The following is a 13,136-nucleotide window of genomic DNA, read 5'->3' as shown; positions in this document are numbered from 1 at the left end:
AGGAAAATGGCAGTGCTGTCAATAAAGCTTTTGATATCAATAGACTACGCTCAGATCGTTGTTTTTCGCTTGCAGAAAAACACGCATGCGTAGTATTCAAATGTTAGGCCGTCATGCTTCGAGAAGATTACATTTATAAGGAAATCGTTTGTGGGAAATAATGAATCAGGATTTTATGCGTACGCATCATCACCCGCTGAAATTGGACAAACGATTGAGCAGGCTGTTAGTAGCTCTCATTCAGAAGTAAGTACATGGAAAGCGCTTGACATACCAGGCCACTTTATTTCGGAGAAAGTCTTAGAAGGTATAGATTCTTGCAGTTTTCTTGTGGCTGATATTTCGGTGCTGAATTTTAATGTCACTTATGAGATAGGCTATGCGATAGGTAAGGGAAAGCGTGTACTTCTGACAAAAAACAGAAGTATACAAGAAGGAAGTCCTTCAATAAGAGAGGTAGGGATTTTTGACACGCTTGGATATAAGGAATATCAAAACTCTTCAGAATTGAGTGGTTTTCTAAATACAGCCGTTCCGGCTGACCCACTTAGCATACCCAGCAAAATTAATATTAAGTCGCCAGTATATCTACTGGAAGGAATGCATAAGACGGATTGGGCAACACGTATAGTCTCTCGGATTAAGAAGGCGCGCTATTTGTTTCGGTCTTTTGACCCGAATGAACAGCCCAGATTATCTGCAAATGACGCTATCAATCAAGTTGCTCAATCTCATGGCATAGTTGTTCCACTACTATCCAGCACAGCGGTCGGCTTTGAAGTTCACAATATGAGAGGAGCGTTTATTGCAGGCTTAGCTGACGGTATGTCTAAAGCACTTTGTATTCTTCAGTATGAGGATTATCCAGTACCTCTGGATTACCGTGATTTTGTTTGTATGTCATATCATCCGAATGACATAAATGAGCATATAGCCAATTTCGCTGGCGAAGTGGCTGAAGCATTTCAGCAAGATGTAAGCATTGTCACATCTAATGAGGATACCTTCCTTCAATCTATTGATTTGGGATCGACCTCAGCAGAAAACGAGATGCGCACGTTAGAAAGCTACTATTTAAAAACCGATCAGTTTCTTAAGTCCTTGAGAGGCGAAGCAAATATAGTTGTAGGACGAAAAGGCTCGGGTAAGTCGGCAATATTTTTACAAGTAAGAGATAGAGAAAGAAACAAGAAAGGAAATATTGTTTTAGATCTTAAGCCTGATGGATACAAACTAATTAAGTTTAAAGAACTGATCTTGTCTTTTCTTGAAGAAGGCACATTCCAGCACACAATTATGGCCTTTTGGGAATATGTTTTACTTTTAGAGATATGTTACAAAATATTGGAAAAAGACAGGGAGCAGCACAAACATGATCACACTCTATATGAACCGTACCGCGCATTAGCTGATTTATATCACGCTGATGGGTATGAAACGGAAGGTGACTTCTCCGAGAGGATGAGTTCTCTAATGGAAAAAATATCAACGGAGTATAGATCAAGGCATGGAGATAAGACCAATGTTAGATTAAATGCATCTAGTCTAACAGAAATGCTCTATTGCCATGATGTTAGAGATCTATCTAAGCAAGTGATCGAATACATGAGGCAAAAGGAGGTCTGTTGGCTTCTTTTTGACAATATTGATAAAGGCTGGCCAACCTCGGGACTTGAACATGAAGACCTATTGATAATTAGAGCATTAATTGATGCAACAAAAAAAATAGAACGTCAGTTTGGAAAATCAAATGTTGTTGTGAATACGATTTTATTTCTAAGAAATGATGTTTATGAATTACTTGTTAAAGAAACCTCAGATCGAGGAAAAGAGGCCAGCGTTCTTCTGGATTGGACCGACCCTGACTTATTAAGAGAACTAGTACGCTTAAGAATTGTATCCAATAATATTAATGGAGATGACTCATTTAATTCATTGTGGCCAAAGATATGTGTTAGCCATTACTCAGGAGAGGAAAGTTCTCAATATCTTATTGAAAGATCTTTAATGAGACCGAGATTTCTTTTAAATTTAATTAGTCAGTGCAAAAGTTTTGCGATTAATCTTAACCATGATCGCATTCTTGAAGAAGATATTGCAAAAGGTTTAACGGCGTACTCTACAGATCTTTTGACCGATATTGGATATGAAATACATGACGTCGAGAATAATATTGATGATGTTCTTTATGCATTTATTGGAAGTAAGTCGACTGTTAAAAAAGGTGAGATATTTTCGGTTTTAGAAGAATTTGGTGTTGATGGACAATTCTTTGAAAATATATTTGAACTTTTACTGTGGTACGGCTTTCTTGGCTTAAATATTAATGGTGAAACCAAATATATTTATGATTTCAACTACAGCATGCAATTAATGGCAGGGATAATTAAGAAGAAAGGGGATGCTGAGTATCTGATAAATCCTGCATTTTGGCCCGCGCTAATGATTGAAGAGACATAACAAGTTGCTGCACTCGGAAAAATTACTCGCTGCGCTCCCAATTTTCCGGTGAGCAAGGGGTTAGATGCGTGGAGCCGGATAGAGAGATGCTAAAGAATAAGTTTAATAATCTGCTTGCAGATTATTTAAATACATTCAATTTTATCGAGCTAAATGTAGGGCTATGTATTCGACACCTATCTCCCCTCGGGCTAGAGGAATCAGACAAAAAACTCGAAAAAATGAGTTTTGAAAGAAAACTTGAGTGCCTGATGGATCTGTCTCCGGTAGATAGTAAGCGGGATTTACATGAGTGGTGTGCGGACGCACACGAGAAACGGCATGAGCGCAACATGTACATGCATGGCCAATGGGCTTTCCTGCCTCACCTTGAGGAAGGAGTTGAGTTTCTTATTGCGCCATGGATGAAACAAAAATACGCAGCAGTATATCCTGGTTCCCGATTTTCATTGGAGCATCTTGAAATTATCGTTTCGGAATTGCAGGCTTGCTTTAAAAGTCTCCAGTTGCTGCGAAGGAAGTATGGCATCTAACAAGATGAGGCAGTCCGACTTGTAGTTCCTCCGCTTTAGTGGACACCTAGATCTAACAAAATCGAGGTTAAACACTGAAAATTAAACATCAAGAAAGGACCTTACCCATGGAAAGCAAGGAATATGCTGGTTTTTGGATTCGCGTCGGCGCATCTCTCATCGACATGATATTGATTGTTATTCTGCTAACGATCCCTTTAAGCATGATCTACGGTCAGGAGTATTGGACAGGATCACGATTTATTTATGGTTTCTGGGATGTGATGCTGGGGTATGTCGCCCCGTTTATTGCCACCATTTGGCTGTGGCGACGGTTCTGTGCAACGCCCGGAAAGATGGCAACCAACCTGCGGGTTGTTGACGCAGCCACCGGTCAAAGAATGAGCGTATGGCAGGCTGTTGGTCGTTATTTTGCGTACTTAGTTGCTGTTTTACCCTTCGGTCTGGGCATTATCTGGGTGGGTATCGACAAGAAAAAACAAGGGTGGCACGACAAACTTGCCGGAACCGTGGTTATCCGTGAGACAGGTAAGGTACCCGTGCAATTTGAATCCGAGATGTAGCCTGCCCCTCCAATCCTATATTGGTTTATATGCTCAGCAGGAGGCAGCATTCGCTGCCTCTATAGATTTGGCTGGCTATATTAATAACTGCAACCTAATTCACGTCGGACCAAAGCCATGAATCAACATGAAAAACTCAATTACGTCGAATTTGCAGCAGCCGATCTGACTGCCACCAAACAGTTTTTTGAACAGGCCTTTGGTTGGGACTTTGTGGACTATGGCCCGGACTACACGGCCTTTTCAGATCAGGGGCTGGACGGTGGTTTTTTCAGGGCGGATCTCTGTTCCAGCACCGCGAACGGTGGTGCATTGCTGGTGTTTTACAGTCAGGCGCTGGAAGCTACCTTGTCTCGCGTGACAGCCGCGGGAGGTGAGGTTGTGAAACCGATTTTTGAATTCCCGGGTGGACGACGTTTCCACTTTACCGAACCCAGCGGCAATGAGTTTGCGGTCTGGTCGGATGTTGTTAGCTGACAGTGTTACTCGGCACCAGGCAAGGGCTGTTTCACATCAGGATAAAGCAATATGGAAGCGGCCATTCACAGCACAAAGTAATCGCCCCATTAATTACTGCACCGCAAAATAAAACAGGCCGCCCGAAGGCGGCCCATGGATGCCCCGAAGGGGTGAGGCATCCTTACCGGCATTGCCAGTGGAGCTGTCAGACAGCTCGGGGAGAGATCAGAACTTCGCTGTAGCGGTCAGCCACAGTTTGGATTTGTCTTCTTTAGCGATGTCTTTACCGGCGTCATAGCTGGCGTACTTCAGTTCAAGACCGTAGTTTTTGCCAAAGCTTTTCGCAGCCAGGAAGCCCCACTCGTCACCGAAGTCCAGAGAACCTTCGTCAGACTCGTAGTCGTGGTAAACCGCCAGCAGTTTGATACCGGCCAGCGTGGTACCCACAGAGAAATACAGGTCTTCAATACCTGCACCTGGGGTTGCCAGGAACATATCAGCCCAACCCTGGAACTTGTGCTTGGTTGCCAGCGGAGTATTGAAACCTACGCCTTCATCAGAGCCCAGCACTTCGTAACCCAGTTTAGCGGTAACGCCCGCAACGCTGACACCACCTTCTACTACGTAGTAATCAGGTTCTGCAGTGCCACCCACGTTTTCCTGAGTTGCATATTCAGCGGTATAAAGGATTTTTGCATCGCCTGCTGGCTTGCTGCCGGACAAACGCACACCGTAGGTATCCAGGCTGTCATCGGCATCTTCCAGCTCAATGCTGTAGTAGTACGCACTCAGCGCACCGATTGGCAGGCCGGTATATTTGGCGTTAACCAGGTGAGTTTCGTGCTCAACGTCAGTACCGGTGATGCCGTTTACAGACGAGATATAGCTGTAGAACAGGGTGGTATCTGGCAGTGAGGTGTTGGTGATGGACAGCGCGTCATAGGTCTGTTCGTTCTGACGGAAACCTACGCCACCCACAAAACGCTGGTTATCCAGCAGGATGCGCTGACGACCAACTTTCACGGTTGTTGCGCCAGTAGTGTACGCCAGGTAAGCCTGGTTTACGTCAGTATCTTCAGGGTCAACAATCGGAGTCGTTCCACGATTGGTAACACCATCGGTATAGGTCACGTTATCCAGCTCGGTCACGTCGTCCACTTCCAGCAGGGCAGAGAAGCCTTTGTAGCTGTCAGTGGTAAAAGTGATTCGGCTCTTCAGGGTCAGTGCTTCTGCATCTTCAGCAGCATCATCATTCACATCTTCGTAACGCAGGCGAAAACTTACGTTGGTTTTACCGTTAGTAAACGCTTCTGCGATCGATTCAGCAGCCTGTACCGGCGTCAGAATAACTGAAGCAATGGCGGCAGCCAGAATCATACGGGGGGGGAAGGCGATCATGGATTGCTCCTTATCAGGTTATAGATTAACCCTGATAGAGCAAGGGCTGTGCCAATTAGATGTTTTAGCAATACACCTTTAGCAAAACAGGCTAAAAATATATTTTTTGCACATCTTTGGCGCTAGCTTGTTTTGCTGTGGTGCAGCAAAAAATGAAATCGTGTGTAATAAAAGTGCAACACTGCATTATTTTAATGCATTTAAAATACACCAATTAGTTTGGACCAACGATCAAGCGCCCGGTTCCGGTTTGAAGTCACTTTTATCCAAACCGTATTTCTTCATCTTGTCGTAGAGTGTTTTACGCGGCAGACCTAAGCCTTGCTGGGTTTCTTTGATAGACCCCCCACAACGTGACAATTCCGCCTGAATCAGCAACCGTTCAAACTGCTCGACCCGTTCCGCCAGCGACAGACTGGCTTGATGGTTCAGATCCGTAATGGGACGGTTTTCAAAGTCGAAGGTACAGCTCTCACCCAGCAACACGTAGCGCTCTGCCAGATTACGCAGCTCCCTGACGTTGCCTGGCCAGTCATGGGTCATCAGGCTGTGCATACGCTCCGGTGACAGCAGCGGTACCTCGCGGCCATACTGCGAGGACGCAATCAGGGCAAAGTGCTGAAACAGCATGCCAATGTCTTCCCGCCGCTCCCGCAGTGGCGGAATATCGACCCGCACCACATTAAGCCGGTAATACAGGTCTTCCCGGAAACTGCCACGGTCCGCCGCTTCACGCAGATCCACCTTGGTTGCGGCAACAACCCGCAGGTCCAGCGGGATGGTCACGTTTGAACCCAGGCGTTCGATACTGCGTTCCTCCAGTACCCGCAGCAATCTGATCTGCAGCGCCAGCGGCATGCTTTCAATTTCATCCAGAAACAGGGTGCCACCGTTAGCGTGTTCAAATTTACCGATGCGTTGGGTACGGGCATCGGTAAAAGCCCCCTTTTCATGACCAAACAACTCGGATTCGATCAGGTTTTCCGGCACCGCACCGCAGTTGATCGCCACAAAATTCTTGCCACGACGCTGACTGTGTTCATGTATGTAACGCGCCAAAAGGTCTTTACCGGTGCCGGTTTCACCCAGAATCAGAATATCTGCCGGGGTATCCGCAATACGGTGCACCACCTGACGCAGCTGGGCGATCTGTGGGGTATTGCCGATTACGCGGGGGCCGGGAGCACTCTGGGCCTCCAGTTCTTTACGCAGCCGTCGGTTTTCAGCCACCAGACTGCGTTTTTCCATGGCCCGGCGAACTACATCGGTCAGCAGCTCGGACGAAAAGGGCTTTTCAATAAAGTCATAGGCACCCGAGCGCATGGCATTGACCGCCATGGAGATATCACCGTGACCGGTAATCAGGATCACCGGCAGGCTGTCATCCAGTTTTTGCACAGCTTCCAGCAGCTTCAGGCCATCCATACCGGGCAGGTTAATGTCTGTTACCAGCACACCGGGCCAGTCGGCACTGAGTGCTGCCAGTGCGGTTTCTGCACACTCATGGAGCTGCACCGCATATCCACCCAGTTCCAGCGCCTGTCCCGCGGCAAGACGAATGTGCTGTTCATCGTCCACCAGCATGACTGGCTGTTCAGTTTCTGTATGCATCAATAACCCTTAACGTACTTAACCTGTTGCCCGGTCCTGCGTGGTGACTTTCGGCAGGATTAATATAAACACCGCACCACCCTCCGGATGGTTGCGGGCACTCAGCTGGCCACCCAGATTGACCATAATACGGTGCGAAATAGACAAACCAAGCCCTAATCCCTGCCCCGCTTTTTTGGTGGTGTAAAATGGCTCAAATACCCGGCTCAATTCTGCCTTGGGGATGCCCGGGCCATAATCACGCAGAGCGATCTCAATCTCATCAGTCCGTTCCTGCAGAGTGATTTCGATACGCGGCTGATCCTGATCTTCCATCGCCTGTAGCGCATTGCCGATCAGATTTACAAAGACCTGCTCCAGCCGGACGGTATCGCCCATCACAAAATACTGCTCCAGCTGCCCCGGCCATTCCACCGCAGCGTGCACTTTACTCAGTTTGCCGTACAGGATCGACATAGCCCCGTCACGTACATTCTTCAGGCAAACCGGTTCAGGTGCGCCGGAGGATTTGCGGGAGAACTCTTTCAATGGATGGATGATCTTCGCCATGCGTTCAGTCAGGCCGCTGATCTCCTGCAGATTGGCATTCACCGTTTCCGGTTTGCCCAGTGCCAGAAACGCCCGGGCGTTGTCGGCATAGGTGCGAATCGCTGTCAGCGGCTGATTCAGTTCGTGGTTGATCCCGGCAGACATCTGCCCCAGCACCGCCAGTTTAGCGGTCTGAATCAACTGATCCTGCGTGCTTTTATGTTTTTCCGCTTCGTCTCTGAGCTGACTGTTGGCCCGGGTCAGATCCAGCGTTCGTTCTTCAACACGCTGCTCCAGCAGCTCACGGGCGTGTTCAAGCGCATCTTCAAACTGTTTACGCTGGGTGATGTCGTGGATGGTCACCAGAAAACGCTTAATCGGACCATAGACCATTTCGCCGATAATCAGATCCACCGGAAAGGTACTATGGTCGTTGCGTACGGCGCGGGCTTCAATGGTCAGCTCTTGTGTACGGTGCGCCGGGTCCGATGTCAGATAGTGCCAGCAGATTGGCCGGTCACCCTGCGACAGCAGCTTGCTGAAATACTCACCCACGATCTCAGCCTGGTTATAGCCAAACAGCCTTTCCGCCATGGTATTGAAACTTTCGATTCGCCCCTGACTGTCCAGCGTGATCAATCCGGCCTGGGTGCTGTCGATAATCGCCCGCACCCGCTGTTCGTTGGCTTCCAATGCCTGGGTTTCTTTCTGCTTGAAGCGCAGGCGTTCACGCTGAATACGATGCCGGGTGACCAGAAACAGTACCAGCAGAACCAGTGCAACATAGACAAAACCGCTGGTCACGGTGGCAGACACCATCCGCACAGCAACCGGCCGGGTGCTGGCCAGTGCCACTACACTCAACCCTGAGCCTTCCAGGCGACGGGTCTGCACCAGATATTCCCGGGCTTTCACACCATCCAGTGCAGGACTGCTGATGCGGTCCCCTTCTACCAGCGTGATCAGTTCACTGCCATCTGGTCTTGGTTTGCGATCAACAATATCCAGCGCCGTCAGGGTATGGTCGCCGTAACGCAGGCTCTCAATAATACGCTGCAGGTCTGGTTGGTTCAGCGGCCGCAGGGTTTTGAATTTCCACTCTTCGCGGGTGGAGATAAAAATGACACCGTCCTCATCCGTTACCAGCAGGTCCTGATCCGGATCACTCCAGTCTGCCTCGATGTCATTCAGGTCAATTTTAACCACCACAACTCCGATCACCTGCAGATTGGCATACACCGGATAGGAGAAGTAATAGCCGCGTTTTTTCGATACCGTACCCAAAGCAAAGTACTGGCCGGCACGGCCTTTCACCGCGTCTTTAAAATAGGGGCGGAACGCATAATTACTGCCCACAAAGGAGCGGGCTTCTGCCCAGTTACTGGCGGCGAGTGTAGTGCCATCCATTGCCATCAGATAGACATCCGCACTGCCGACGGTGTGGTTCACATACTCAAGGTAAACACTGGCGTCTGCGGCCACTCCCCTATCATCAGGTTGCAACAGCGTTTGCACTAACAATGAGTGGGTCGAAAGCAGGCTGGGCAGATCACGGTATCGCTCCAGTTTCTGCTGCAAACTGATCAGGTAACGATTGAGGTTAGTGGCGCTACGCTGTTGCAGCTCCTCGTAACCGCGCTGCTGGCTGATTTCTGCTGTTTTGCCAATCACCGCCAGAAAAATCAGCACCAGCAACAACAGGATCAAACTCCGATAGGATTTCCAGCCGCTGGTTATTTCCGATGTCATCGTTTATGTCTAACCTGTAATAAGCATGGACGTTTCAGCCCGTTTGTCCGGCCTGACATCCCTTAGAAAGGGGAGTATGGTATGCCCTGTTCTATTGAGTCTAACCCTTCTGCCCTATGGAGCAAATCTCAACCATGTTGAAGCGCACCAAGATTGTCGCCACCCTGGGACCCGCCACTGACGAAAGCAATGTACTTGAGCAGATCCTGCGCGCCGGGGTAAACACCGTACGCCTGAACTTCTCACATGGCGTGGCCGATGATCACCGACGACGCGCGAGTGAAGTGCGTGAAGCGGCACGTAAGCTTGGGCTGGCTGTGGCAATACTGGGGGATTTGCAGGGACCGAAAATTCGTATCGCCAAGTTTAAAGAGGGCAAGATTCAACTCGCCAACGGTGATGCGTTTACACTGGATGCCAACCTGGGCACGATGTCCGGCGATCAACATCAGGTGGGACTGGATTACAAAGACCTGCCGCAGGACTGCAAAACCGGCGATATTCTGATGCTGGACGATGGCCGCATTCAGTTGCGGGTGACTGCGGTCGAAGGCAGCCAGGTTAAAACCGAAGTGGTGATTGGCGGGACTTTGTCCAACAATAAAGGCATCAACCTGCAGGGCGGGGGTCTCTCTGCCGCGGCACTCACCGACAAAGACAAACGTGATATCAAACTGGCTGCCGAGCTGGACATGGATTACGTCGCGGTCTCTTTCCCGCGCACCGCTGACGACCTCAACGAAGCCCGTCAGTTACTGCGTGCCGCCGATGGCCGTGCCGAAATTATCGCCAAAGTTGAACGCGCCGAAACCGTCACCAGTGCCGAAGCACTGGACGCCATTATCATGGCCAGCGACGGTGTGATGGTCGCCCGCGGCGATCTGGGGGTGGAAATTGGTGATGCCGAACTGATTGGCGTGCAGAAACACATCATTAAACGGGCCCGCGAACTGAACCGTGTCGTGATCACGGCGACCCAGATGATGGAGAGCATGATCCAGAATCCAATGCCCACCCGTGCCGAAGTGTTTGATGTGGCCAATGCCATCCTTGATGGTACCGATGCGGTGATGCTGTCCGCCGAAACGGCGGCTGGCAGCCACCCGGTTGAGGTAGTTAAAGCGATGACCTCTATCTGTCAGGGCGCAGAAAAACACCAGCTGGCGCGTCGCAGTCCCACTGCACCCAGCAAACCGCTGGCGCGTTTTGATGAAGCGATTGCCCGCTCGGCCATGTATACCGCCAATAACCTGACCGGCGTTAAAGCCATCATCTGCCTGACTGAATCGGGCTCCACCCCGCTGTGGATGTCGCGTATTCGCTCTGGTCTGCCCATCTATGCCCTAAGCCGCAATGAACAAACCCTGCGCCGGGTAGCCCTGTATCGCGGCGTTGAGGGCCTGCTGTTTGATGCCACTGCAATCCCTGAAGAATCACTGTATCAGGAAGTACTGGCCGGACTACGCGCTCGCGGCCTGCTGAACAGCGGTGATCTGGTGATCCTGACCCACGGTTCTGTCCTGGGCGAGCATGCCGGAACCAACACCCTGCAGGTACTGAAGGTCGAATAGCCCCACACTGAACGGGGCTTTTTAAACATAGAGTATTTCACCCCTGCTCTACTATAATGCACCCCTTCACGGCGGTTTCAGAGGATATACGTTTGCCAAGTTCACTCGCCCAGTCACTGACCTGGCTTAAAACATCAGGCCAGGAACACCTGCTCAGCCAACTGCAACACGGGATCGAAAAAGAAGGTTTGCGCGTGGACCAGCAAGGTCAGCTTTCGCAACAACCGCACCCGCGCGGACTCGGTTCTGCGTTAACCCATGAGCAGATCACGACTGACTACTCTGAAGCACTGCTGGAATTTATTACGCCGGTTTTCAGCCAGCCGGAACAAGGTATTGAATATCTTGCCGACCTGCACCGGTACGCCTACACCCAGCTCTCCGATGAACAGATCTGGGGCGGCAGCATGCCGGGCGAATTGCCACCGGCGGACCAGATCCCCATCGCCGAGTATGGCAGCTCCAATATTGGTCAGCTAAAGCATATCTACCGGGTCGGACTTGAGCACCGTTACGGACGTGCCATGCAGACCATTGCCGGCATTCATTACAACTTCTCGCTGCCCTGCGGTTTCTGGCCGCTGTATCAGCAGTACAAAGGCTCCAATACACCCCTGCAGGGTTTTCAGTCAGCGGCTTATTTTGCCCTGATCCGCAACTTCCGCCGTTATTCATGGCTGCTGTTGTATCTGTTTGGCGCCTCACCGGCTCTGTGCAGCAGCTTTATGAAGGACAAGCCGCATAACCTTGAGCAGTTTGATGATGAAACCCTCTACCTGCCCTGGGCGACTTCCCTGCGCATGAGCGATCTGGGTTACTCCAACAAGGCCCAGTCCAGTCTCGGTATCTGTTTTAACCAGCTCAATACCTATCTGAATTCATTGCACCAGGCGATCCATACCCCGCATCCGCCCTATGAAAAGATCGGTATCAAGGTAGACGGGCAATACCGTCAGCTCAACAGCAATATCCTGCAGATTGAAAACGAATATTACAGTGACATCCGCCCTAAACGGGTGATTCGCTCCGGTGAAAAACCGATTCACGCCCTGATGAACCGGGGTGTGGAGTATATCGAAGTGCGCAATATCGACATCAATCCCTTCCTGCCGGTCGGCATTGATGCGGCAGAAGCCGATTTCCTCAACCTGTTTCTGCTCAGTTGCCTGTTTATGGGCGATGACGATATCTCTGCAGCAGAGTGCGGCGAGATCAGTGAAAACCAGCAAAGGGTGGTTAATCGTGGTCGGGAACCGGGTCTTACATTGACCTTTAAAGGGGAAGCGATTGCGCTGCAGGACTGGGGGATTGCGCTGCTGGAACAGCTAAGTCTTACCGCTGCAACGCTGGATCGTGTTAATCAAAACACGCGCTACTCTGAAACGCTGGCAATACAGAAGGCTAAGCTACTGGACAGTTCACTGACACCCTCGGCACAGGTCTTAGCCGCGATGCGTGATCAGCATCTGAGCCATGCGGCATTTGTTATGCAACAGAGTCAGTTGCATCAGCAGACGCTGAGTGCCAGTCCACTGAATCAGGATCTGTTCAGCACACTGCGCAGTCAATCGGAAGCATCCTTGCAGGCTCAGGCGGCGCTGGAAGCAGCACCGGCACCTGATTTTGACAGTTTTCTGGCCAGCTATCTGGCCAACTAAGCTTACTGCACCACAAAGCTGGTAAAGAAGAGGTCGGAGACAAACGCTTCGCCCTCTTCATCCAGCAAAATTTTCTGCACTTTATCCAGCGCTTTTTTCGCCAGAATCTGCTGCGCTTCCACCGTCTTTACAGTGTCTTCAGTCTGCGCACTGAGTAAAAACACCAGATCATTGCGAATATGCGCCATATGGTGGTTAACCGCGTGGTGCGCCTCAGAGCTGCCCACCTGGATACTGACTTCACACTTCAGAAACCGCGTCTGGCCCTGCCCGCCAAAGTTGGTGATAAAGGGCTTAAGCTCTATGTAACTTACGTAATCCGACTCTTTTTCAGGAGCGGGATCTTCCGCCATGACCGTTAGCGGAGCCACACTCAATATCAGACAGATTAACAAACGCACCAGCATTTTCAGCTTCCTCAGAGGATCAATACAGGCAGTATACCTGTGGCCATCTGCCAAGCAACTCTCAAACGGTTACGCCATTTTTCGATCTGCTGAGCATTGCCCGAAAAATCTCATGGGCATATGATGGGTCTATGTCGGTCTGCCATTGCGCAGCCATCCAGTGGATATTCAAATAATAAAAAAGAAGAAAGCCCGGAGC

10 protein-coding genes are annotated in these 13,136 nt (G+C 49.9%); 6 read left to right on the top strand and 4 right to left on the bottom strand.

Going from position 1 to position 13,136, the window contains the following annotated elements:
* Positions 1-150: 150 nt before the first annotated feature.
* The 4 genes from P2G53_RS11205 (at position 151) to P2G53_RS11190 (ending at position 4,033) form a co-directional block, all read left to right on the top strand.
* On the top strand, positions 151-2,460 hold the full coding sequence (locus P2G53_RS11205) for a hypothetical protein (RefSeq protein ID WP_275817240.1): 2,310 nt from the start codon (positions 151-153) through the stop codon (positions 2,458-2,460).
* Between the two features lie 86 nt (positions 2,461-2,546).
* Entirely contained in the window at positions 2,547-2,993 is a 447-nt protein-coding gene (locus tag P2G53_RS11200) for a hypothetical protein (RefSeq protein WP_275817238.1), read from the top strand.
* A 107-nt stretch (positions 2,994-3,100) separates the two neighbouring features.
* Complete coding sequence (locus P2G53_RS11195; RefSeq protein WP_275817236.1) at positions 3,101-3,556, top strand: RDD family protein; 456 nt, start codon at positions 3,101-3,103, stop codon at positions 3,554-3,556.
* A gap of 117 nt (positions 3,557-3,673) precedes the next feature.
* Positions 3,674-4,033, top strand: coding sequence for a VOC family protein (locus P2G53_RS11190; RefSeq protein ID WP_275817234.1), 360 nt, complete (start codon positions 3,674-3,676; stop codon positions 4,031-4,033).
* Positions 4,034-4,240: 207 nt separating this feature from the next.
* Here the strand turns inward: P2G53_RS11190 and P2G53_RS11185 are convergent, their stop codons facing one another.
* From P2G53_RS11185 to P2G53_RS11175, 3 genes are all read right to left on the bottom strand, one after another.
* A complete protein-coding gene (locus P2G53_RS11185) occupies positions 4,241-5,413 on the bottom strand; it encodes an alginate export family protein (protein WP_275817232.1) in 1,173 nt (390 codons plus the stop codon).
* Positions 5,414-5,644: 231 nt separating this feature from the next.
* Positions 5,645-7,024 carry a sigma-54 dependent transcriptional regulator gene (locus P2G53_RS11180; protein WP_275817230.1) on the bottom strand — a complete coding sequence of 460 codons (1,380 nt, stop codon included), beginning with the start codon at positions 7,022-7,024 and terminating at the stop codon, positions 5,645-5,647.
* 18 nt (positions 7,025-7,042) lie between these two features.
* Positions 7,043-9,301 carry an ATP-binding protein gene (locus P2G53_RS11175; protein WP_275817228.1) on the bottom strand — a complete coding sequence of 753 codons (2,259 nt, stop codon included), beginning with the start codon at positions 9,299-9,301 and terminating at the stop codon, positions 7,043-7,045.
* A 134-nt stretch (positions 9,302-9,435) separates the two neighbouring features.
* On the opposite strand from P2G53_RS11175, the gene pyk reads away from it, so the two are divergent.
* Both pyk and gshA read left to right on the top strand, forming a co-directional pair.
* On the top strand, positions 9,436-10,872 hold the full coding sequence (pyk, locus tag P2G53_RS11170) for a pyruvate kinase (protein ID WP_275817226.1): 1,437 nt from the start codon (positions 9,436-9,438) through the stop codon (positions 10,870-10,872).
* 92 nt (positions 10,873-10,964) lie between these two features.
* The gene (gene gshA, locus P2G53_RS11165) at positions 10,965-12,530 is read left to right on the top strand and encodes a glutamate--cysteine ligase (protein WP_275817224.1); all 1,566 of its coding nucleotides are present in this window, start codon (positions 10,965-10,967) and stop codon (positions 12,528-12,530) included.
* 2 nt (positions 12,531-12,532) lie between these two features.
* Here gshA and P2G53_RS11160 read toward each other — a convergent pair whose 3' ends face one another.
* A complete protein-coding gene (locus tag P2G53_RS11160) occupies positions 12,533-12,937 on the bottom strand; it encodes a flagellar basal body-associated FliL family protein (protein WP_275817222.1) in 405 nt (134 codons plus the stop codon).
* Positions 12,938-13,136: the final 199 nt, after the last annotated feature.

Origin of the sequence: Neptuniibacter sp. CAU 1671, from assembly GCF_029222905.1 — a bacterium.
Classification (GTDB): Bacteria; Pseudomonadota; Gammaproteobacteria; order Pseudomonadales; family Balneatricaceae; genus Neptuniibacter.
Note: the sequence above shows the minus strand (reverse complement) of the source record. Positions and strands in the feature narration are given on the sequence as shown.

Coding starts and splice junctions, on each gene's coding strand:
- P2G53_RS11175 (WP_275817228.1), bottom strand. CDS start 9,301: ATGACATCGGAAATAACCAGCGGCTGGAAATCCTATCGGAGTTTGATC.
- P2G53_RS11190 (WP_275817234.1), top strand. CDS start 3,674: ATGAATCAACATGAAAAACTCAATTACGTCGAATTTGCAGCAGCCGAT.
- P2G53_RS11195 (WP_275817236.1), top strand. CDS start 3,101: ATGGAAAGCAAGGAATATGCTGGTTTTTGGATTCGCGTCGGCGCATCT.
- P2G53_RS11200 (WP_275817238.1), top strand. CDS start 2,547: ATGCTAAAGAATAAGTTTAATAATCTGCTTGCAGATTATTTAAATACA.
- P2G53_RS11185 (WP_275817232.1), bottom strand. CDS start 5,413: ATGATCGCCTTCCCCCCCCGTATGATTCTGGCTGCCGCCATTGCTTCA.
- P2G53_RS11160 (WP_275817222.1), bottom strand. CDS start 12,937: ATGCTGGTGCGTTTGTTAATCTGTCTGATATTGAGTGTGGCTCCGCTA.
- P2G53_RS11180 (WP_275817230.1), bottom strand. CDS start 7,024: ATGCATACAGAAACTGAACAGCCAGTCATGCTGGTGGACGATGAACAG.
- pyk (WP_275817226.1), top strand. CDS start 9,436: ATGTTGAAGCGCACCAAGATTGTCGCCACCCTGGGACCCGCCACTGAC.